The organism is Streptomyces sp. NPDC001204, from assembly GCF_053598035.1.
Window position 1 is genome coordinate 291,045 of sequence record NZ_JBSFJL010000003.1, and the last position, 22,305, is coordinate 313,349.

The 22,305-nt window shown below is 70.5% G+C and carries 18 protein-coding genes and 1 pseudogene; 15 read left to right on the forward strand and 4 right to left on the reverse strand.

From position 1 onward, the window contains the following. Positions 1–259 precede the first annotated feature (259 nt). Positions 260–2,797, forward strand: coding sequence for a RelA/SpoT family protein (locus ACWC91_RS06795; protein ID WP_225076232.1), 2,538 nt, complete (start codon positions 260–262; stop codon positions 2,795–2,797). A gap of 118 nt (positions 2,798–2,915) precedes the next feature. Here ACWC91_RS06795 and ACWC91_RS06800 read toward each other — a convergent pair whose 3' ends face one another. After that, complete coding sequence (locus ACWC91_RS06800) at positions 2,916–4,145, reverse strand: DUF349 domain-containing protein (RefSeq protein WP_225076233.1); 1,230 nt, start codon at positions 4,143–4,145, stop codon at positions 2,916–2,918. Between the two features lie 146 nt (positions 4,146–4,291). Continuing rightward, positions 4,292–5,125 carry a peptidylprolyl isomerase gene (locus ACWC91_RS06805; protein WP_225076234.1) on the reverse strand — a complete coding sequence of 278 codons (834 nt, stop codon included), beginning with the start codon at positions 5,123–5,125 and terminating at the stop codon, positions 4,292–4,294. A gap of 168 nt (positions 5,126–5,293) precedes the next feature. Between ACWC91_RS06805 and ACWC91_RS06810 the strand changes: the two genes are divergently transcribed. Both ACWC91_RS06810 and hisS read left to right on the forward strand, forming a co-directional pair. Continuing rightward, entirely contained in the window at positions 5,294–6,007 is a 714-nt protein-coding gene (locus ACWC91_RS06810; protein WP_225076235.1) for an MBL fold metallo-hydrolase, read from the forward strand. 13 nt (positions 6,008–6,020) lie between these two features. After that, on the forward strand, positions 6,021–7,283 hold the full coding sequence (gene hisS / locus ACWC91_RS06815; protein WP_225076236.1) for a histidine--tRNA ligase: 1,263 nt from the start codon (positions 6,021–6,023) through the stop codon (positions 7,281–7,283). Between the two features lie 77 nt (positions 7,284–7,360). Here the strand turns inward: hisS and ACWC91_RS06820 are convergent, their stop codons facing one another. Continuing rightward, positions 7,361–8,206, reverse strand: coding sequence for an ABC transporter permease (locus tag ACWC91_RS06820; protein ID WP_225076237.1), 846 nt, complete (start codon positions 8,204–8,206; stop codon positions 7,361–7,363). Continuing rightward, positions 8,206–9,064: pseudogene (locus tag ACWC91_RS06825) on the reverse strand (ABC transporter ATP-binding protein). The gene ACWC91_RS06820 and the pseudogene ACWC91_RS06825 overlap by 1 nt, the downstream one beginning before the upstream one ends. Positions 9,065–9,207: 143 nt before the next feature. Here ACWC91_RS06825 and ACWC91_RS06830 point away from each other — a divergent pair. The 12 genes from ACWC91_RS06830 to aroB all read left to right on the forward strand — a co-directional run bounded on the left by ACWC91_RS06830 (position 9,208) and on the right by aroB (position 22,182). Beyond that, positions 9,208–9,864, forward strand: coding sequence for a vitamin K epoxide reductase family protein (locus ACWC91_RS06830; RefSeq protein WP_225076239.1), 657 nt, complete (start codon positions 9,208–9,210; stop codon positions 9,862–9,864). A gap of 59 nt (positions 9,865–9,923) precedes the next feature. Beyond that, positions 9,924–11,279 (forward strand): replication-associated recombination protein A, encoded by a 1,356-nt coding sequence (locus tag ACWC91_RS06835; protein ID WP_225076240.1) that lies wholly within the window; start codon positions 9,924–9,926, stop codon positions 11,277–11,279. 344 nt (positions 11,280–11,623) lie between these two features. After that, positions 11,624–12,238, forward strand: coding sequence for a 30S ribosomal protein S4 (gene rpsD / locus ACWC91_RS06840; protein ID WP_100567868.1), 615 nt, complete (start codon positions 11,624–11,626; stop codon positions 12,236–12,238). Positions 12,239–12,425: 187 nt separating this feature from the next. Further along, entirely contained in the window at positions 12,426–12,875 is a 450-nt protein-coding gene (locus ACWC91_RS06845; protein ID WP_172633025.1) for a DUF948 domain-containing protein, read from the forward strand. A gap of 9 nt (positions 12,876–12,884) precedes the next feature. Continuing rightward, on the forward strand, positions 12,885–13,259 hold the full coding sequence (locus tag ACWC91_RS06850) for a hypothetical protein (RefSeq protein WP_225076241.1): 375 nt from the start codon (positions 12,885–12,887) through the stop codon (positions 13,257–13,259). Further along, entirely contained in the window at positions 13,259–15,931 is a 2,673-nt protein-coding gene (gene alaS / locus ACWC91_RS06855; protein WP_281155412.1) for an alanine--tRNA ligase, read from the forward strand. Before ACWC91_RS06850 ends, alaS begins: the two co-directional genes overlap by 1 nt. A gap of 13 nt (positions 15,932–15,944) precedes the next feature. Further along, positions 15,945–16,409, forward strand: a complete 465-nt coding sequence (gene ruvX, locus ACWC91_RS06860; RefSeq protein WP_225076243.1) for a Holliday junction resolvase RuvX — start codon at positions 15,945–15,947, stop codon at positions 16,407–16,409. Positions 16,410–16,531: 122 nt separating this feature from the next. Further along, positions 16,532–18,322, forward strand: a complete 1,791-nt coding sequence (gene mltG, locus ACWC91_RS06865; protein WP_450641983.1) for an endolytic transglycosylase MltG — start codon at positions 16,532–16,534, stop codon at positions 18,320–18,322. Beyond that, positions 18,303–19,142, forward strand: coding sequence for a shikimate dehydrogenase (locus ACWC91_RS06870; RefSeq protein ID WP_450641985.1), 840 nt, complete (start codon positions 18,303–18,305; stop codon positions 19,140–19,142). The genes mltG and ACWC91_RS06870 overlap by 20 nt, the downstream gene beginning before the upstream one ends. Positions 19,143–19,394: 252 nt before the next feature. After that, positions 19,395–20,579, forward strand: coding sequence for a chorismate synthase (aroC, locus tag ACWC91_RS06875; RefSeq protein WP_376501546.1), 1,185 nt, complete (start codon positions 19,395–19,397; stop codon positions 20,577–20,579). Beyond that, on the forward strand, positions 20,576–21,094 hold the full coding sequence (locus ACWC91_RS06880) for a shikimate kinase (RefSeq protein ID WP_141362772.1): 519 nt from the start codon (positions 20,576–20,578) through the stop codon (positions 21,092–21,094). The genes aroC and ACWC91_RS06880 overlap by 4 nt, the downstream gene beginning before the upstream one ends. Beyond that, positions 21,091–22,182, forward strand: a complete 1,092-nt coding sequence (gene aroB, locus ACWC91_RS06885) for a 3-dehydroquinate synthase (protein ID WP_225076247.1) — start codon at positions 21,091–21,093, stop codon at positions 22,180–22,182. Before ACWC91_RS06880 ends, aroB begins: the two co-directional genes overlap by 4 nt. Positions 22,183–22,305: the final 123 nt, after the last annotated feature.

The window sequence follows — 22,305 nt, forward strand, 5'->3', positions numbered from 1 at the left end:
GTCTGCCCGGCTTGGTGGGGGAGAGGTGCCGTCCCGGGGGTCTGCCCAGGTCCCGGTGAGGTTTCGGACCCCGTACAACGGGCGGTGCCCGGTTGTTCGGGGGCTTGAAAGGGGGGTACCGGAATCTCGTGTCCGTCTTGTGTGTTTGTCCCGTAAACGGTCCTTCGATCGGGCTGGAGGGGATCCTGGAGCTGTGGATCGCTACCATGGGGGCTCCGGAGCCTGACCGGGGGACCCGGATCGCGCACGAGGAGTCCTCTTGCCAGACGAGGCCCAGCCACTGACCGCCGCCAAGCCCGAGTCCGCCTCGGCGCCCGCGGTGAAGCCCGCGCCGCACGCGAAGAGCGACACCCGCGGGACGGCCGAGCACGCCCAGTCGGCCCCCGTCGGCAAGTCGACAGAGGCCGCGCGCCCCAAGCCGGCCCCGACCGAGCGTCCCGCGCCGCCGCCCGTCGTGCGCCCCTCCGTCGGCCAGCCCGGCCGTTCCGGCTCCTCCAACCGAGTCCGCGCCCGCCTCGCCCGTCTCGGCGTGCAGCGCGCCAACCCGTACAACCCGGTGCTGGAGCCGCTGCTGCGGATAGTGCGCAGCAACGACCCGAAGATCGAGAACTCGACCCTGCGCCAGATCGAGCGCGCCTATCAGGTCGCCGAGCGCTGGCACCGCGGTCAGAAACGCAAGAGCGGCGACCCGTACATCACGCACCCGCTCGCCGTGACCACCATCCTCGCCGAACTCGGCATGGACCCGGCCACGCTGATGGCGGGACTGCTGCACGACACCGTCGAGGACACCGAGTACGGCCTGGACCAGTTGCGCCGCGACTTCGGCGACACCGTCGCCCTGCTCGTCGACGGCGTCACCAAGCTGGACAAGGTCAAGTTCGGCGAGGCCGCGCAGGCCGAGACCGTACGCAAGATGGTCGTCGCCATGGCCAAGGACCCCCGCGTCCTGGTCATCAAGCTCGCCGACCGCCTGCACAACATGCGCACCATGCGTTACCTCAAGCGCGAGAAGCAGGAGAAGAAAGCCCGCGAGACGCTCGAGATCTACGCCCCGCTCGCCCACCGGCTGGGCATGAACACCATCAAGTGGGAGCTGGAGGACCTCGCCTTCGCGATCCTCTACCCCAAGATGTACGACGAGATCGTCCGCCTCGTCGCCGAGCGCGCCCCCAAGCGCGACGAGTACCTGGCCATCGTCACCGACGAGGTCCAGGCCGACCTGCGCGCCGCGCGCATCAAGGCGACCGTCACCGGCCGGCCCAAGCACTACTACAGCGTCTACCAGAAGATGATCGTCCGCGGCCGTGACTTCGCGGAGATCTACGACCTGGTGGGCATCCGCGTCCTTGTCGACACGGTCCGCGACTGCTACGCCGCCCTCGGCACCGTGCACGCGCGATGGAACCCGGTCCCCGGCCGGTTCAAGGACTACATCGCGATGCCCAAGTTCAACATGTACCAGTCGCTGCACACGACGGTCATCGGCCCCAACGGCAAGCCGGTCGAGCTGCAGATCCGCACCTTCGACATGCACCGCCGCGCGGAGTACGGCATCGCCGCGCACTGGAAGTACAAGCAGGAGGCCGTCGCCGGCGCCTCCAAGGTCCGCACCGACGCGCCGAAGCCCGCCGGCAAGGCCGGCAAGGACGCGGGCGCCATCAACGACATGGCGTGGCTGCGGCAGTTGCTGGACTGGCAGAAGGAGACCGAGGACCCCGGCGAGTTCCTGGAGTCGCTGCGCTTCGACCTGTCCCGCAACGAGGTCTTCGTCTTCACGCCCAAGGGCGACGTCATAGCGCTCCCTGCGGGCGCCACCCCGGTGGACTTCGCGTACGCCGTCCACACCGAGGTCGGCCACCGCACCATAGGAGCACGCGTCAACGGCCGGCTCGTTCCGCTGGAGTCGACCCTGGACAACGGCGACCTGGTGGAGGTCTTCACGTCCAAGGCGGCCGGCGCCGGTCCCTCCCGTGACTGGCTCGGCTTCGTCAAGTCCCCGCGCGCCCGCAACAAGATCCGGGCCTGGTTCTCCAAGGAGCGCCGGGACGAGGCGATCGAGCAGGGCAAGGACGCCATCGTCCGCGCGATGCGCAAGCAGAACCTGCCGATCCAGCGCATCCTGACCGGCGACTCACTGGTCACCCTCGCGCACGAGATGCGCTACTCGGACATCTCCGCGCTGTACGCGGCGATCGGCGAGGGGCACGTCTCCGCGCCGAACATCGTGCAGAAACTGGTGCAGGCGCTCGGCGGCGAGGAGGCGGCCACCGAGGAGATCGACGAGAGCGTGCCGCCGTCGCGCGGACGCTCCCGCAAGCGCCGCTCCAGCGCCGACCCGGGTGTCGTCGTCAAGGGCGTCGACGACGTGTGGGTCAAGCTGGCCCGCTGCTGCACACCGGTCCCCGGCGACCCGATCATCGGCTTCGTCACGCGGGGCAGTGGCGTATCGGTTCACCGCAGTGACTGCGTCAACGTGGAGTCACTGTCGCGTGAGCCGGAGCGGATCCTCGACGTCGAGTGGGCGCCCACCCAGTCCTCGGTCTTCCTGGTCGCCATCCAGGTCGAGGCCCTGGACCGCTCCCGGCTGCTCTCGGACGTCACACGCGTCCTGTCCGACCAGCACGTCAACATCCTCTCCGCGGCCGTCCAGACCTCCCGCGACCGCGTCGCCACCTCCCGCTTCACCTTCGAGATGGGCGACCCCAAGCACCTGGGGCACGTCCTGAAGGCCGTGCGGGGCGTGGAGGGCGTCTACGACGTCTACCGGGTCACGTCCGCGCGCAGCCGGGCGTAGCCGCCACCGGACGAGTACGGGGAAGGACAAGCACAGAGAACGGCCGAGGGCCCCCGTAGGCGCTACGGGGGCCCTCAGCCGTCAGTGGAAGCGTCGCCGGATCCCAGGCGGACCCGGATCAGCCGCCGAACTCCTGGAGGCCCTTCAGGGCCTGGTCCAGGAGCGCCTGCCGGCCCTCGAGCTCCTTCTCGAGCTTGTCGGCCCTGGAGGAGTTGCCCTGGGCGCGGGCCTGCTCGATCTGCCCCCGCAGCTTGTCCACGGCGGCCTGGAGCTGACCGGTCAGACCCTCGGCACGGGCCCGCGCCTCCGGGTTCGTCCGGCGCCACTCGGCCTCCTCGGCCTCCTGGATGGCCCGGTCGACCGTCTGCATCCGGCCCTCCACCCGCGGACGGGCGTCGCGCGGCACATGGCCGATGGTCTCCCAGCGCTCGTTGATCGAGCGGAAGGCGGCACGGGCGGCCTTCAGGTCCGTGATCGGCAGGAGCTTCTCGGCCTCCCCGGCCAGCTCCTCCTTCAGCTTCAGGTTCTCCGCCTGCTCGGCGTCCCGCTCGGCGAACACCGAGCTGCGGGCGGCGAAGAAGACGTCCTGGGCACCGCGGAAGCGGTTCCACAGGTCGTCCTCGTGCTCGCGCTGGGCACGGCCTGCGGCCTTCCACTCCGTCATCAGCTCGCGGTAGCGGGCCGAGGTGGGACCCCAGTCCGTCGAGCCCGACAGCGCCTCGGCCTCGGCGACCAGCCGCTCCTTGGCCTTGCGTGCGTCCTCGCGCTGCGCGTCCAGTTGCGCGAAGTGCGCCTTGCGCCGCTTGGAGAACGCCGACCGCGCGTGCGAGAAGCGGTGCCACAGCTCGTCGTCGGACTTGCGGTCCAGACGCGGCAGCCCCTTCCAGGTGTCCACCAGCGCGCGCAGCCGCTCGCCGGCCGCCCGCCACTGATCGGAACGGGCCAGCTCCTCGGCCTCCGTGACCAGGGCCTCCTTGGCGTGCCGGGCCTCGTCCGCCTGCCGGGCGCGCTGCGCCTTGCGCTCCTCACGGCGTGCCTCGACCGTCCCGACCAGCTTGTCCAGGCGGGCACGCAGCGCGTCCAGGTCGCCGACCGCGTGGTGCGCGTCGATCTGCTCCCGCAGATGGCCGACGGCGGCCTGGGCATCCTTGGCCGACAGGTCGGTGGTCTGCACTCGCTTCTCGAGGAGGCCGATCTCGACAACCAGGCCCTCGTACTTGCGCTCGAAGTAGGCCAGCGCCTCCTCAGGGGAGCCGGCCTGCCAGGAACCGACGACCTGCTCGCCATCGGCCGTACGCACGTACACGGTCCCCGTCTCGTCGACGCGGCCCCACGGGTCGCTGCTCACAGCGCCTCCTCCACATGATGCCTGCGGAGGGCCTCGAAGCTCCCCCGGGCATCGTCCACAGTTTCGTCACCGCCAACATAGGCGACCGGCGGGCGGCCTGTCCGCATCCAGCGCGACCGAAATTTCCCAGCCGGTCGTCGCTGCTGTCAGGACTTCGTCACCGTCGCCTTGTTGATCACCACGGTCGCGTTCGGGGCGGTGTTGCCCGTCTCCGGATCGGCGGGCTCCGCCCCGGCGTCCGCGATCTTCTTCAGCACCTTCATACCCGACTCGGAGACGGTGCCGAAAGGCGTGTAGCTGGGCGGGAGAGGACTGTCCTGGTACACCAGGAAGAACTGGCTTCCACCGGAGTGCGCCTGCCCCGTGTTGGCCATCGCCACGGTGCCCGCCGGATAGACGTCGCCCTTCAGGCTTTTGTCCTTGAGGTTCTCGTCGGGAATCGTGTATCCGGGACCGCCCCGGCCCGTACCCTCCGGGTCGCCGCACTGCAGGACGTAGATGCCCTCAGCGGTGAGCCGGTGGCACTTGGTGTGGTCGAAGAAGCCCTTTCCGGCCAGGAAGTCGAAGGAGTTCACGGTGTGCGGTGCCGCGGACGCCTTCAGATCCAGGTCGATCCCGCCGCACGTGGTGTCGAGCGTCATCGTGTACTTCGCCGACTTGTCGATGGACATCGCCGGTTCCTTGGCCCAGCTCAGCTTCTTCACCGAGCCCGCGGCCGGCTTCGCGCACGGGTCCGGCGCCTTGCTGGTGGCCGAGGCGCTGGGGGTGACCTCGGCGCTCGCGTTGGCCTTGTCGTCCTTGCCGTTCTTCAGCACCCCGGTCGTGTACAGCGCGACACTGCCGATCAGGACCACGCCCAGTACCGACGCGATCACGGAGGTGCGTACGCGTGACTTGCGCCGCGCGGCGGTGCGCCGCTGCTGCTGCCGCAAGAACTTCTCCCGGGCGAGCTGACGCCGCCGCTGCTCCTGGCTGACCACCGCGTTCTCTCCTCATGCGTCTCGTGTGTCCACCGGTTACGGGTGCGTCGCCCGAGGCGGCCACCCGCGTGTGCCCGTACCGTATATGGGTTACCTGAGGATCCGGCAGCGCCGGTAGGCTCTGACAACAGCTGCAGCCGCCCGTAATCGACACAACGAAGGACGATCGTGCTCATTGCCGGGTTCCCCGCCGGGGCCTGGGGGACGAACTGCTACCTCGTCGCCCCCGCCGCCGGTGAGGAGTGCGTGATCATCGACCCCGGCCACCAGGCCGCCCAAGGCGTCGAGGAAGCGGTCAGGAAGCATCGGCTCAAGCCCGTCGCCGTCGTCCTCACCCACGGCCACATCGACCACGTGGCCTCGGTCGTCCCGGTGTGCGGCGCGCACGACGTACCGGCCTGGATCCACCCGGCCGACCGGTACATGATGAGCGACCCCGAGAAGGCGCTCGGCCGTTCCATCGGCATGCCGCTCATGGGCGAGCTGACCGTGGGGGAACCGGACGACGTGAAGGAACTGGCCGACGGCGCCGAGCTGAAGCTGGCCGGCCTGGAGTTCTCCGTCGCGCACGCGCCCGGCCATACCAAGGGGTCGGTGACCTTCCGGATGCCCGGGGCCGCGGACATCCCGCCGGTCTTCTTCTCCGGGGATCTGCTGTTCGCCGGCTCCATCGGACGCACCGACCTGCCCGGCGGTGACACGGCCGAGATGCTCGACTCGCTGGCCCGCGTGTGCCTGCCGCTCGACGACTCGACCGTGGTGCTGTCCGGCCACGGCCCCCAGACGACCATCGGCCGGGAGCGCGCCACCAATCCCTATCTGCGGCAGGTGGCCGCCGGCCCGGGAGCGGACCTGGACGACGCTCCCCGACGAGGAATGTGACGAGAGACCTTCCGTGAGCACCTTCAAGGCCCCCAAAGGCACCTACGACCTGATCCCGCCGGACTCCGCGAAGTACCTGGCGGTCCGCGAGGCGATCGCCGCCCCGCTGCGCAACTCCGGCTACGGCTACATCGAGACCCCCGGCTTCGAGAACGTGGAGCTGTTCGCGCGCGGCGTCGGCGAGTCCACCGACATCGTGACCAAGGAGATGTACGCCTTCGAGACCAAGGGCGGCGACAGGCTCGCCCTGCGCCCCGAGGGCACCGCCTCCGTGCTCCGCGCCGCCCTGGAGGCCAACCTCCACAAGGCCGGCAACCTGCCGGTCAAGCTGTGGTACTCCGGCTCCTACTACCGTTACGAGCGCCCCCAGAAGGGCCGTTACCGCCACTTCTCGCAGGTCGGCGCGGAGGCGATCGGGGCGGAGGACCCGGCGCTCGACGCCGAGCTGATCATCCTGGCCGACCAGGCCTACCGTTCGCTGGGCCTGAGCAACTTCCGCATCCTGCTCAACAGCCTGGGCGACAAGGAGTGCCGTCCGGTCTACCGGGCCGCCCTCCAGGACTTCCTGCGCGGCCTGGACCTGGACGAGGACACCCGCACCCGGATCGACATCAACCCCCTGCGCGTCCTGGACGACAAGCGGGAGTCGGTGCAGAAGCAGCTGACGGGCGTCCCGCTGCTGCGCGACTACCTGTGCGACGGCTGCAAGGCGTACCACGAGGAAGTGCGGGCGCTGCTGGAGGCCCAGGGGGTCGCCTTCGAGGACGACGCCAAGCTGGTCCGCGGACTCGACTACTACACCCGCACCACCTTCGAGTTCGTGCACGACGGGCTGGGTTCCCAGTCCGCGGTGGGCGGCGGCGGCCGGTACGACGGCCTGTCCGAGATGATCGGCGGCCCCGCGCTGCCGTCGGTGGGCTGGGCGCTGGGCGTGGACCGTACGGTCCTGGCCCTGGAGGCGGAGGGAGTCGAGCTCCAGCTCCCGTCGGCCACCAGCGTGTTCGCGGTCCCGCTCGGCGAGGAGGCGCGCCGGGTGCTGTTCGCGAAGGTCTCCGAACTGCGCAAGGTGGGCATCGCCGCCGACTTCGCCTACGGCCACAAGGGCCTCAAGGCCGCCATGAAGGCGGCCAACCGGTCCGGTGCCCGCTTCACGCTCGTCGCCGGTGAGCGCGACCTCGCCGACGGCGTCGTCCAGCTCAAGGAGATGGAGTCCGGAGAGCAGACGGCGATCGCGGTCAACGAGATCGTCGCGGAACTGGAATCCCGCCTCGGCTGACGCTCCTCACGCATGGGCGCCGGTGCTCGTCCGGGCACCGGCGCCCTTTGCCGTTCCCGCCGCGGCCGCCTCCGGACTCAGCCCGCCCGCCGGTCCTTCCAGCGGAACGTCAGCAGGCAGAGCACCAGTCCGCCGGCGCACCAGGCCGCGAGCACCAGGGCGATCCGCCCGAACTCCCAGCTCCCCGCCTGTTCCAGCACCCGCGCCGAGTCCGGCAGGAACACCCCGCGCAGGCCCTGGCACAGCCACTTCAGCGGGAAGAGGGCGCCGACGTTCAGCATCCAGCCGGGGAGGGCGTCGACCAGGATGTAGACCCCGGAGACGAACTGGAGCACCAGGAACGGCAGCACGACCACCGAGGCGGCGCTCTTCGCCGACCTGGGCACCGAACTGATCGCGATGCCCAGCAGCGCGCACCCGGTCAGGCCGAGCACGAAGATCCACGCGAAGTGGAACCACCGGGTCGCGTCCGAGGGCAGCCGGACGCCGTACAGCGTGGTGCCGACGAGCAGCAGGATCGCCGTCTCCAGCAGGCCGGTGAAGAGAACCAGCCAGATTTTCCCCAGGAAGTACGCCGTCGGCGGCATCGGCGTGCCGCTCAGCCGGCGCAGCGCCTTCTCGTCCCGTTCGACCGCGATCGATATGCCCAGGGACTGGAAGCTGGTCGACATGATGCCCGAGGCCAGCATCGAGGAGACGTAGAGCTGCGAGGCGGTGACGCCGGTGCCGCTGACGTCGTCGCGGAAGATCGACGCGAACAGGAACAGGAACACCACCGGGAAGGCGAAGGTGAACACCACCTGCTCGCGCTGCCGGAAGAACTGCCTGATCTCCAGGGCGCCCCGGTGCAGCCCGAGGTTCCACGCCCCGGGCAGCCGCGCGGCCGCCGCCCCGGCGCGGGTCCGTCCGGCCGTCGAGGTCATCACGCGTCCTCCTGTCCGGTGAGCCGGAGATAGACGTCCTCCAGCGTGGGGCGGTCCACCCGCAGGCCCGGTATCTCTCCGTCGAAGCGGCGCATCAGGCCGGCGACGGTCCTGGTGGGGGTGCCGGTGTGCTCGGCGCGCGGGGTGCCGTCGGGGTCCGTCCACTCGACGGTGGCGCCGGTGGCGTGCCGTTCCCGCAGCTCGCGGGAGGTGCCCTCGGCGACGATCCGGCCCCGGGCGACCACCGCCAGCCGGTCCGCGAGGGCCTCCGCCTCCTCCAGGTAGTGCGTGGTCAGCAGGATCGTCGTGCCCTCCTGCGCGAGTGTGCGGATCAGCGTCCAGAACCGCCGTCGCGCCGCCGGGTCGAAACCGGTCGTCGGCTCGTCCAGGAGCAGCAGCTCCGGGCGGCCGATCACCCCGAGGGCCACGTCCAGCCGACGCCGCTGGCCGCCCGACAGCGCCTTTGATCCGGGTCCCCGCCTTCGCCTCCAGACCCACCAGGGCGATGACCTCCTCCGGGTCGCGCGGCCGGGGGTAGTACCGGGCGAAGTGCCGCACGGTCTCGCGGACCGTCAACTCGGCGGGCGCCGATTCGTCCTGCCAGACGATTCCGACGCGCGAGCGCCACGCGCGCGTGGCGCTCGCCGGGTCCGCCCCCAGGACCGAGACCTCGCCCGCGTCCCGTGAGCGGTGGCCCTGGATGATCTCGACCGTGGTGCTCTTGCCCGCGCCGTTGGGTCCGAGCAGCCCCAGGACCTCGCCCTTCCTGATCGCCAGGTCCATTCCGTCGACCGCGGTGACGTCCCCGTACCGCTTGCGCAGCCCCCGTACGTCCACCGCGAGTTCGTTTCGCGTCATGGTCCGAGCATCGTCCGGAACCGAACGTTCGGATACGGCCGTGCACACCCGTGTGTCACCACCTGACGGTGCTCACACACGCATGTGCGGCACAATGGCCGTGCCCGAAGAAGGTCCGACTCACAAGTGACGGAATCGGCGTGATGAGCAAGACGACAGTCAGACACGTCTCCGCGGAGCCCGAGCCGGAGCGCGCGGTGACCGCGCCGCGGACGGTGGGCGGCAGCCGCGCCTTCGCACTGCTGCTGGTGATCACCGGAGCGGCCGGTCTGCTCGCCGCGTGGATCATCACGATCGACAAGCAGAAGATCCTCGAAGGCAAGCTCAGCGGCAAGACCTTCACCCCGAGCTGCAGCCTCAACCCGATCGTGTCCTGCGGCAGTGTCATGGAGAGCAAGCAGGCCACCGTCTTCGGGTTCCCCAACCCGCTGCTCGGCCTGGTCGCCTACGGCATCGTCATCTGCGTCGGCATGAGCCTGCTCGCCCGCACCACCTTCCCGCGCTGGTACTGGCTGACCTTCAACTTCGGCACGCTCTTCGGCGTCTGCTTCGTCACCTGGCTCCAGTTCCAGTCGCTGTACCGCATCAACGCGCTGTGCCTGTGGTGCTCGCTGGCCTGGGTGGCCACGATCGTCATGTTCTGGTACGTGACCTCCTTCAACATCCGCAACGACTTCCTGCCCGCCCCGCGCCCGGTGAAGAACTTCCTCGCCGAGTTCACCTGGGTGCTGCCGGTCACGCACTGCGGTGTCATCGTCATGCTGATCCTGACCCGCTGGGGCACCAGCCTCTGGGCCTGAGCCGGAGCCGGTGATCACCGTCCGGCCACGTTGTCGGTGGTGTGCCATAGGGTTTCAGCGTGGAGCCCGACCTGTTCACCGCCGCAAGTGAAGACCGCCAGGAGAAGGACCCGGCCGCGAGTCCCCTGGCGGTCCGGATGCGTCCGCGCACCCTCGACGAGGTGGTGGGCCAGCAGCACCTGCTCAAGCCCGGCTCGCCGCTGCGTCGGCTGGTCGGCGAGGGCGCGGGCGGCCCCGCGGGACCCTCCTCGGTGATCCTGTGGGGCCCGCCCGGCACCGGCAAGACCACCCTGGCGTACGTGGTCTCCAAGGCCACCAACAAGCGCTTCGTGGAGCTGTCGGCGATCACCGCGGGAGTCAAGGAGGTCCGTGCGGTCATCGACGGCGCCCGCCGAGCCTCCGGCGGGTACGGCAAGGAGACCGTCCTCTTCCTGGACGAGATCCACCGTTTCAGCAAGGCCCAGCAGGACTCCCTGCTCCCGGCGGTCGAGAACCGCTGGGTGACCCTGATCGCGGCCACCACGGAGAACCCGTACTTCTCGGTGATCTCCCCGCTGCTCTCCCGCTCGCTCCTGCTCACCCTCGAACCGCTCACCGACGACGACGTGCGCGGTCTGCTCCGCCGCGCGCTCACCGACGAGCGCGGCCTGAGGTCGGCCGTCGGCCTCCCCGAGGACACCGAGGGCCATCTGCTGCGCATCGCCGGCGGCGACGCCCGCCGCGCCCTGACCGCCCTGGAGGCCGCCGCCGGGGCCGCCCTCGACAAGGGCGAGAGCGAGATCGGCCTGACCACGCTCGAGGAGACCGTCGACCGGGCCGCGGTGAAGTACGACCGCGACGGCGACCAGCACTACGACGTCGCCAGCGCCCTGATCAAGTCCATCCGGGGCTCCGATGTCGACGCCGCCCTGCACTACCTGGCCCGGATGATCGAGGCCGGCGAGGACCCCCGGTTCATCGCCCGCCGCCTGATGATCTCCGCCAGTGAGGACATCGGGCTGGCCGACCCGCACGCGCTGCCCATAGCCGTCGCCGCCGCCCAGGCCGTCGCCATGATCGGCTTCCCGGAGGCCGCCCTGACCCTCAGCCACGCCACCATCGCCCTGGCCCTCGCCCCCAAGTCCAACGCGGCGACCACGGCGATCGGCGCCGCCCTGGACGACGTGCGCAAGGGACTGGCCGGACCGGTCCCGCCCCATCTGCGGGACGGGCACTACAAGGGGGCGGCCAAGCTCGGGCACGCGCAGGGGTACGTCTACCCGCACGACCTGCCCGAGGGCATCGCCGCCCAGCAGTACGCGCCGGACGCCCTGAAGGACCGCGAGTACTACTCCCCGGGCAGGCACGGCGCCGAGGCGCGGTACGCGGACGCGGTGGAGTGGACCCGCAAGCACCTCGGTCGAAAGCGGTCCTGAGCGCCCTGTAGACTGCCGGGAAGCGCTGAGTTCCGTGTCCGGAACCCCGAAAGGGGAACCGGCGCCACCAGAGCGGGACATTCAGCCGGAACTCCGCCGTTCCAGGACGGCGGGGATCCAGGAGCGTCGCGCACCGTCGAACGGTGTCGCGGGCAGCCCACCACCACCCGGAGCTCCGGGAGCGGTCGGTGGGCCACTCGCGTGCTGCACGTATGTGCCCAGACCAGGGGAGCGGCTGCCCACCAGGCCCGGCAGGGCCACGGCGGGTTTCCCCGGCTGCGGATGCGACCTCCCCTAACCCTGGTGAAGCCGTATTCGCACAGAAAAAACGAGGTGTTTGGTTCATGGCGAACCAGTCCCGCCCCAAGGTCAAGAAGTCGCGTGCCCTCGGCATCGCGCTGACCCCGAAGGCCGTCAAGTACTTCGAGGCGCGTCCCTACCCGCCGGGTGAGCACGGCCGTGGCCGCAAGCAGAACTCGGACTACAAGGTCCGTCTGCTGGAGAAGCAGCGTCTGCGCGCTCAGTACGACGTCAGCGAGCGTCAGCTCGTCCGCGCCTACGAGCGTGCCGCCAAGACGTCGATGAAGACCGGTGAAGCCCTGGTCATCGACCTCGAGAAGCGTCTTGACGCCCTGGTGCTGCGTTCGGGCATCGCCCGCACGATCTACCAGGCCCGCCAGATGGTCGTCCACGGCCACATCCAGGTCAACGGCAAGAAGGTCGACAAGCCGTCCTTCCAGGTCCGTCCCGACGACGTGGTCCAGGTCCGCGAGCGCAGCCGCGAGAAGACCCTCTTCCAGGTCTCCCGCGAGGGTGGCTTCGCCCCCGACGGCGAGACCCCCCGCTACCTCCAGGTGAACCTCAAGGCCCTGGCGTTCCGCCTGGACCGCGAGCCGAACCGCAAGGAGATCCCGGTGATCTGCGACGAGCAGCTCGTCGTCGAGTACTACGCCCGCTGATCACCGGCAGGCCGTAGCACCACAGCACCACCCGGCCCGCCGTCTCCCCGCCCTTCCGGGCGGGCGGGACGGCGGGCTCGCTCGTTCCACCGGCGCACGGGCGCGAAATCCGGTACGGAGCCCCACCCTCGGCGCGATAGGCTCGGTGCACGACTTTCTCGATGTACAGGTACGTTTCAGAGAGCGGGTGCGCACAGTGTCCGGTGGAGAGGTGGCCGGGATTCTGGTGGCCGTGTTCTGGGCGATCCTGGTCTCCTTCCTCGCCGTCGCACTGGCGAGGCTGGCCCAGACGCTCAAGGCGACCACCCGGCTCGTGGCGGACGTGACCGACCAGGCGGTTCCGCTGCTGGCCGACGCCTCCCAGGCGGTGCGCTCCGCGCAGAGCCAGATCGACCGCGTCGACGCGATCGCCTCCGACGTCCAGGAGGTCACGTCCAACGCCTCCGCGTTGTCGACCACCGTCGCCTCCACCTTCGGCGGTCCGCTGGTCAAGGTCGCGGCCTTCGGCTACGGCGTGCGCCGGGCGCTCGGGGGCCGCAAGGAGGACGTGCCCGGCAAGGCGTCGAGGCGTACCGTGATCGTGGGCCGCACCGTCCCGGCCGCGCGGCGGGGGAAGCGGAACAACCGGGAGAAGTAAGGACTAGCGATGTTCCGCCGTACGTTCTGGTTCACCACTGGTGTCGCCGCCGGAGTGTGGGCCACCACCAAGGTCAACCGCAAACTCAGGCAGCTGACCCCCGAGAGCCTCGCCGCGACCGCGGCGACCAAGGCGGTCGAGGCGGGTCACCGGCTCAAGGACCGCGCCCTCGGCTTCGCGCTCGACGTCCGCGACAACATGGCCCAGCGGGAGGCCGAACTCGGCGAGGCACTGGGCCTGAACGCCCCGGTCGACCCGGAACTGCCCCCGTCCAGGCGGTACACCGCCATCGAGAACCGCAATCACCCGAAGTACGTCGAGGGCCCGGCGTCCTCGGAACACCCCTACACGACGTACTCGTACAACCGGAATGAGGACCACTGATGGAGTCGGCTGAGATCCGCCGCCGCTGGCTGAGCTTCTTCGAGGAGCGCGGGCACACCGTCGTCCCTTCGGCGTCGCTCATCGCGGACGACCCGACTCTGCTCCTCGTCCCGGCCGGCATGGTGCCCTTCAAGCCCTACTTCCTGGGTGAGGTCAAGCCGCCCTTCCCGCGTGCCACCAGCGTGCAGAAGTGCGTGCGCACGCCCGACATCGAAGAGGTCGGCAAGACCACCCGGCACGGCACCTTCTTCCAGATGTGCGGCAACTTCTCCTTCGGCGACTACTTCAAGGAGGGCGCCGTCAAGCTCGCCTGGGAGCTGCTCACCTCGCCCCAGGACAAGGGCGGTTACGGCCTGGAGCCGGAGAAGCTCTGGATCACCGTCTACCAGGACGACGACGAGGCCGAGCGGATCTGGCACGAGGTCGTCGGCGTGCCCAAGGAGCGCATCCAGCGCCTGGGCAAGAAGGACAACTTCTGGTCCATGGGCGTACCCGGCCCGTGCGGCCCCTGCTCCGAGATCAACTACGACCGCGGCCCCGAGTTCGGCGTCGAGGGCGGCCCCGCCGTCAACGACGAGCGGTACGTGGAGATCTGGAACCTCGTCTTCATGCAGTACGAGCGCGGCGAGGGCACCGGCAAGGACGACTTCGAGATCCTCGGCGACCTGCCGAGCCAGAACATCGACACCGGGCTCGGCCTGGAGCGGCTCGCCATGATTCTGCAGGGCGTGCAGAACATGTACGAGATCGACACCTCCATGGCCGTCATCGGCAAGGCCACCGAGCTCACCGGTGTCGCCTACGGCGACGCCCACGACTCGGACGTGGCGCTGCGCGTGGTCACCGACCACATGCGCACCGCCACCATGCTCATCGGCGACGGCGTCACCCCCGGCAACGAGGGCCGCGGCTACGTCCTGCGTCGCATCATGCGCCGCGCCATCCGCAACATGCGGCTGCTGGGCGCCACCGGTCCGGTCGTCGGGGACCTGATCGACGTGGTGATCGGCATGATGGGGCAGCAGTACCCCGAGCTGATCACCGACCGCGAGCGGATCGAGAAGGTCGCCCTCGCCGAGGAGGCCCGCTTCCTCAAGACCCTCAACGCCGGTACGAACGTGCTGGACGGCGCCGTCGCCGAGACCAAGGCCGCCGGCTCCGCCGTGCTGCCCGGCGACAAGGCCTTCCTGCTCCACGACACCTGGGGCTTCCCGATCGACCTCACCCTGGAGATGGCCGCCGAGCAGGGCCTGTCCGTGGACGAGGAGGGCTTCCGCCGCCTGATGAAGGAGCAGCGGGAGCGCGCCAAGGCCGACGCCCAGGCCAAGAAGACCGGCCACGCCGACCTCGGCGCCTACCGGGAGATCGCCGACTCCGCCGGTGCGACCGACTTCATCGGCTACACCGACACCGAGGGCGAGTCCACGATCGTCGGCATCCTCGTCGACGGGGTCTCCTCCCCGGCCGCCGCCGAGGGCGACGAGGTCGAGGTCGTCCTGGACCGCACCCCGTTCTACGCCGAGGGCGGCGGCCAGATCGGCGACACCGGCCGCATCAAGGTCGACTCCGGTGCCGTCATCGAGGTCCGCGACTGCCAGAAGCCGGTCCCGGGCGTGTACGTCCACAAGGGCGTCGTCCAGGTCGGCGAGGTCACCGTCGGTGCCAAGGCCCAGGCCTCGATCGACTTCCGCCGCCGCAAGGCCATCGCCCGCGCCCACTCCGCCACGCACCTGACCCACCAGGCCCTGCGTGACGCCCTCGGCCCGACGGCCGCCCAGGCCGGCTCCGAGAACCAGCCCGGCCGCTTCCGCTTCGACTTCGGCTCCCCGTCCGCCGTCCCGACGGCCGTGATGACCGATGTCGAGCAGAAGATCAACGAGGTGCTCGCCCGCGATCTGGACGTGCACGCCGAGGTCATGGGCATCGACGAGGCCAAGAAGCAGGGCGCCATCGCCGAGTTCGGCGAGAAGTACGGCGAACGTGTGCGCGTGGTGACCATCGGCGACTTCTCCAAGGAGCTGTGCGGCGGCACCCACGTGCACAACACCGCCCAGCTGGGCCTGGTGAAGCTGCTCGGCGAGTCGTCGATCGGCTCCGGTGTGCGCCGTATCGAGGCCCTGGTCGGCGTGGACGCCTACAACTTCCTCGCCCGTGAGCACACGGTCGTCGCCCAGCTCCAGGAGCTGATCAAGGGCCGGCCGGAGGAGCTGCCGGAGAAGGTCTCCGCCATGCTCGGCAAGCTGAAGGACGCCGAGAAGGAGATCGAGAAGTTCCGCGCCGAGAAGGTGCTCCAGGCCGCCGCCGGTCTCGCCGAGTCCGCCAAGGACGTCCGCGGTGTGGCCGTCGTGACCGGCCGGGTCCCGGACGGCACCACGCCGGACGACCTGCGCAAGCTGGTGCTCGACGTGCGCGGCCGGATCCACGGCGGCCGGGCCGCCGTGGTCGCCCTGTTCACGGTGAACAACGGCAAGCCGCTCACGGTGATCGCCACCAACGAGGCCGCCCGCGAGCGCGGCCTGAAGGCCGGTGACCTGGTCCGCACGGCCGCCAAGACCCTCGGCGGCGGCGGTGGCGGCAAGCCGGACGTCGCCCAGGGCGGGGGACAGAACCCGGCCGCCGTCGGCGAGGCCGTGGACGCCGTCGAGCGGCTCGTGGCCGAGACGGCGAAGTAGGGCGGCCGAAGCGATGCGCAGAGGACGTCGGCTCGCGATCGACGTCGGGGACGCCCGCATCGGGGTCGCCTCGTGCGACCCCGACGGGATCCTCGCCACCCCGGTGGAGACGGTCCCCGGCCGGGACGTCCCCGCGGCACACCGTCGGCTCGGGCAACTCGTCGCGGAGTACGAGCCGATCGAGGTCGTCGTCGGTCTCCCGCGCTCCCTCAAGGGGGGCGAGGGGCCGGCCGCGGCCAAGGTCCGCGCCTTCGCCGGCGAGCTGGCCAAGGGCATCGCCCCGGTGCCGGTCCGCCTGGTGGACGAGCGGATGACCACGGTGACGGCCAGTCAGGGACTGCGTGCCTCCGGGGTGAAATCCAAGAAGGGACGCTCCGTGATCGACCAGGCCGCGGCCGTCATCATCCTCCAGCAAGCCCTGGAATCCGAACGAGCGTCAGGGAAAGCACCCGGCGAGGGCGTCGAAGTGGTCATCTGATCGCGATACGGTAACGTTCCGCGCGATGCGCCTGCGTTCGAACAGACGACGCACAGAAAGAGGCGGAACGGAAGCCGGGGCACACAGCCGTGTGACCGCCGCCTCGCGGCTCTAGGGGATCGATGACTGAGTATGGCCGGGGTCCAGGCCCCGAACCGTGGCATCCGGAGGACCCGTTGTACGGGGACGGCGGATGGGGGGGACAGCAGGCCCACGCGGGCCCGCAGTCCCCCTACGGGGGTGGGCCGCAGCACCATCCGCAGCAGCCGCAGCAACAGCAGTACGGCGAGTGGGATCAGCAGCAGGCCGGCTACGACGGGCAGTACCAGCAGCAGTCCTACGGCAACCAGGGGCAGCAGCAGCCCTACGGTGACCAGGGGCAGCAGCACTACGACCCGCAGGCGCAGCAGCCCTACGGTCAGCAGGGGCAGCAGCAGTACGACCCGCAGGGGCAGCAGCAGTACGACCAGCAGTACCCGGGCCTCCAGCAGCAGGGCTACGGCCAGGGCGGCTGGGACGGCTCCGGCGGGCAGCAGCAGCCGGCCTACCCCGGCGACCCGGCCGACCCGTACGGCCAGCAGGCCGCGGCCTACGGCGCGCAACAGCCCGATGATTACGGCGCCCCCGAGGCCTACCCGCCGCCGGAGCCGCCGAGCCGTCGGCGCGCCGAGCCGGAGCCGCGGCCGGACTGGGACCCGGATCCCCAAGCCGAACAGGACGACCACGCGTTCTTCGCGGGCGGCGACGGCGAGGACGACGAAGACGGCGACGATCCGAACGAGGGCCGGGGACGGGGCGACCGCAAGGGCCGCGGCGGCAAGGGCAAGGACAAGAAGCGCCGCAGCGGCTGCGCCTGCCTGGTCGTCGCCCTGGTGTTCGGCGGAGGTACGGCCGGAGTCGTCTACTACGGCTACCAGTTCTACCAAAATCGTTTCGGCGCCGCCCCGGACTACGCGGGCGACGGAATCAACGAGATGGTCACCGTCGAAATCCCCAAGGGCGCGGTCGGCTACGACATCGGCCGGGCGCTGAAGGCGGCAGGCGTGGTCAAGAGCGTCGACGCCTTCGTGGCGGCGCAGTCGAAGAACCCCAGTGGAGACCGGATCCAGGCGGGCGCCTATCTGCTGAAGAAACAGATGTCCGCGGCGAGCGCCATCACGATGATGCTCGACCCCAAGAGCCAGAGCAATGTCCTGGTCAAGCCGGGCGAACGCAATGCACTGGTCTACGAGGACATCGACAAGCAGCTGGAACTGGCCGCCGGCACCACGCGAAAGATCGCCACGCAGAAGTACAAGGACCTCGGCCTGCCCAAGTGGGCCCAGAACAGCAGCCGGATCAAGGATCCGCTGGAGGGCTTCCTCTACCCGGGCACCTATCCCGCGGCCAAGGGCATGAAGCCCGAGGCGGTCCTGAAGGAAATGGTCAAGCAGGCCGACGAGGCCTACGCCCGGTACAAGTTCGCCGACAAGGCGAAGGAACTGAACCTGGACGATCCGTTCCAGCTCGTCACGGTCGCGAGCCTGGTCCAGGCCGAGGGCAAGACGCACGACGACTTCCGCAAGATGGCGGAAGTGATCTACAACCGCCTGAAGCCGACCAACACCGAGACCAACCAGTTGCTGCAGTTCGACTCGACCTTCAATTACCTGAAGGGCCAGAGCAACATCCACATCAGCGAAAAAGAGATCAACAGCAACCAGGACCCGTACAACACCTACACCAACAGGGGCCTTCCGCCCGGACCGATCGGAAACCCCGGCGACGACGCGCTGAGGGCGGCATTGAATCCGACCCAGGACGGCTGGATCTATTTCGTGGCGACCGACGGCTTGCACAAGACGGAATTCGCCAAGACGTACGCCGAATTCCTCAAGCTCAAGGACAAGTTCGATGCCACCAAGAGCAACTGACGCCCGTCGGGCGGCTGTGCTCGGTTCACCGATCGCCCACTCGCTCTCCCCGGTGCTGCACCGGGCGGCGTACGCGGAGCTCGGGCTCACGGACTGGTCGTACGACCGGTTCGAGATCGACGAGGCAGGCCTGCCCTCGTTCTTCGAGGGCCTGGGACCCGAGTGGGCCGGGCTGTCGCTGACCATGCCGCTGAAGCGGGCGGTCATCCCGCTGCTCGACGAGATCAGCGACACCGCCGCCTCCGTCGAGGCGGTCAACACGGTCGTGTTCACCGCGGACGGCCGCCGGGTCGGGGACAACACCGACGTGCCGGGCATGGTCGCGGCCCTGCGCGAGCACGGCATCGAGCAGGTCGGCTCGGCGGCGATCCTCGGAGCCGGCGCCACCGCCTCCTCCGCGCTGGCCGCGCTCGCCCGCGTCTGCACCGGCGAGGTCGTCGCCTACGTCCGCAGCGAGGCCCGCGCGGCCGAGATGCGGGAGTGGGGTGCGCGGCTGGACGTCGAGGTCCGCACGGCGGACTGGGCGGACGCCGCGCAGGCCCTGAAGGCGCCGCTGGTGATCGCCACCACCCCGGCCGGGACGACGGACGCGCTCGCCGACGCCGTACCCGGACGGCCCGCCACGCTCTTCGACGTCCTCTACGACCCGTGGCCCACGCCGCTGGCGGCCCGCTGGTCCATGGCCGGCGGCGCCGTCGTCGGCGGCCTCGACCTGCTGGTGCACCAGGCGGTCCTCCAGGTCGAGCAGATGACGGGCCACAGCCCGGCCCCCCTGCACGCCATGCGCGCAGCGGGCGAGAAGGCCCTCGCGGCGCGCTGACCAGGGAGCATCCGCTCCGGCGCGGAAGCGCCGGCCCTCGCGGCCCGGATGACCCACTCGCCGTGTGCCCGTGACGGGCCGACGGGAGTGCGTGACATGCCGGTGCCGCGGGGCGGGCCCGTGCGCCGGGCGTCCGACTGCTGGACCGGCACCGGGGCCGGCGTCCGGACGTGGGAGGATCGGAGGTGGCGGGCCAGGGCCGCGCACCCGGTCGCGCCGTCGCAGTTCCAGGCGCGAGCATGAGGAGCACCGTTGAGCAGGTTGCGCTGGCTGACCGCGGGGGAGTCCCACGGCCCCGCACTCGTCGCCACGCTGGAGGGCCTTCCCGCCGGCGTGCCCGTCACCACGGAGATGGTGGCGGACCACCTCGCACGGCGGCGCCTGGGCTATGGACGCGGTGCCCGTATGAAGTTCGAGCGGGACGAGGTCACCTTCCTCGGCGGCGTCCGGCACGGCCTCACCATCGGCTCCCCCGTGGCGATCATGGTGGGCAACACCGAGTGGCCCAAGTGGGAGAAGGTCATGGCCGCCGATCCGGTCGACCCGGCGGAGCTGGCCGAGCTCGCGCGCAACGCGCCGCTGACCCGGCCCCGGCCCGGGCACGCCGACCTGGCGGGCATGCAGAAGTACGGCTTCGACGAGGCCCGGCCGGTGCTGGAGCGGGCCTCCGCGCGCGAGACCGCGGCCCGGGTCGCGCTGGGCGCCGTGGCCCGGTCGTACCTGAAGGAGACCGCCGGCATCGAGATCGTCAGCCACGTCGTCGAGCTGGCCGCGGCCAAGGCGCCCTACGGCGTGTACCCGACCCCGGCGGACGTGGAGAAGCTGGACGCGGACCCGGTGCGCTGCCTGGACGCGGACGCCTCCAAGGCGATGGTCGCGGAGATCGACCAGGCCCACAAGGACGGCGACACGCTCGGCGGCGTGGTGGAGGTGCTGGCCTACGGCGTGCCGGTGGGACTGGGCTCCCACGTGCACTGGGACCGGCGGCTCGACGCCCGGCTCGCGGCCGCGCTCATGGGCATCCAGGCGATCAAGGGCGTCGAGGTCGGCGACGGCTTCGGCCTGGCGCGGGTGCCCGGCTCCCAGGCCCACGACGAGATCGTCACCACCGACGAGGGCATCCGGCGTGCCACGGGCCGCTCCGGCGGCACCGAGGGCGGGCTGACCACGGGAGAGCTTCTGCGGGTGCGCGCCGCGATGAAGCCGATCGCGACCGTGCCGCGGGCCCTGCGGACCGTGGACGTCTCCACCGGCGAGTCCGCGCAGGCCCACCACCAGCGCTCCGACGTGTGCGCGGTGCCGGCCGCCGGCATCGTGGCCGAGGCCATGGTGGCCCTCGTCCTCGCCGACGCCGTCGCGGAGAAGTTCGGCGGCGACAGCGTGCCCGAGACCCGCCGCAACGTGCGGTCCTACCTCGAGAACCTGGCGATCCGGTGAGCGCCGAGCCGGTCGTCGTCCTGGTCGGACCCATGGGCGTCGGCAAGTCCACCGTCGGGCGGATGCTGGCCGACCGCCTCGGGATCGCCTACCGGGACGTCGACGACGACATCGTCGCGGAGCAGGGCCGCACCATCGCCGAGATCTTCGTCGACGAGGGCGAGCCGTTCTTCCGTGCCGTCGAGAAGGAGGCGGTGCGCCGGGCGCTCGCCGGGCACGACGGCGTACTGGCCCTCGGCGGCGGCGCGATCCTGGACCCGGACACACGGGCCCTGATCGCCCGACTGCCGGTCCTGTACCTGTCGATGGACGTCGAGGAGGCCGTCAGGCGCACCGGCCTGAACGTGGCCCGCCCGCTGCTCGCCGTGAACCCGCGCAAGCAGTGGCGCGAGCTGATGGAGGCCCGGCGGCACCTGTACGAGGAGGTCGCCACCGCGGTCGTGCCGACCGACGGGCGCACCCCCGAAGAGGTCACCCAAGCCGCCCTGGACGCACTGGAGTTGAAGGAAGTATGAGCGAGTCGGTCACGCGGATCCACATCGCCGGCACGGCCGGCACCGAGGCGTACGACGTCCTGGTGGGCCGCCGGCTCCTCGGTGAACTCACCGGCCTGGTCGGCGAGAAGGCCAAGCGGGTCGCCGTGATCCACCCCGAGGCGCTCGCCGAGACCGGGGACGCGCTCCGCGCCGACCTGGCCGAGCAGGGCTACGAGGCCGTCGCCATCCAGGTGCCGAACGCGGAGGAGGCCAAGACCGCGGAGGTCGCCGCCTACTGCTGGAAGGCGCTGGGCCAGTGCGGGTTCACCCGCACCGACGTCATCGTGGGCGTGGGCGGCGGCGCCACCACCGACCTGGCCGGGTTCGTGGCCGCGACCTGGCTGCGCGGGGTGCGCTGGATCGCCGTCCCGACCACCGTGCTGGCCATGGTGGACGCGGCCGTCGGCGGCAAGACCGGCATCAACACCGCCGAGGGCAAGAACCTCGTGGGCGCCTTCCACCCGCCCGCCGGCGTGCTGTGCGACCTGGCCGCGCTGGACTCCCTCCCGGTCAACGACTACGTGTCCGGGCTCGCTGAGGTCATCAAGGCCGGCTTCATCGCCGACCCGGTGATCCTCGACCTGATCGAGTCCGACCCCGAGGCCGCCCGCACCCCGGCCGGCCCGCACACCGCCGAACTCGTCGAGCGGTCCATCAGGGTCAAGGCGGACGTCGTCTCCGCCGACCTGAAGGAGTCGGGCCTGCGGGAGATCCTCAACTACGGCCACACGCTGGGCCACGCGATCGAGAAGAACGAGCGGTACAAGTGGCGGCACGGCGCCGCGGTCGCCGTCGGCATGCACTTCGCCGCCGAACTCGGCCGTCTGGCAGGCCGGTTGGACGACGCGACGGCCGACCGCCACCGCACGGTCCTCGAATCGGTGGGCCTGCCCCTGCACTACCGCTACGACCAGTGGCCCAAGCTGCTGGAGACGATGAAGGTCGACAAGAAGTCCCGCGGCGACCTGCTGCGCTTCATCGTCCTGGACGGCCTCGCCAAGCCCACCGTCCTGGAGGGCCCCGACCCGGCCGTGCTGCTCGCCGCGTACGGCGAGGTCGGCCAGTAAGTCCCACCGAGCGGCATCCGCCCCGTTCTGCCTGCCGCGACGGGCACTTCGGACCGCGCCCGGCCGTTCACCATATGGCGGCCGGGGACGGTACCGTTCGGTAGGCGGCGGGGCTCGGACCCG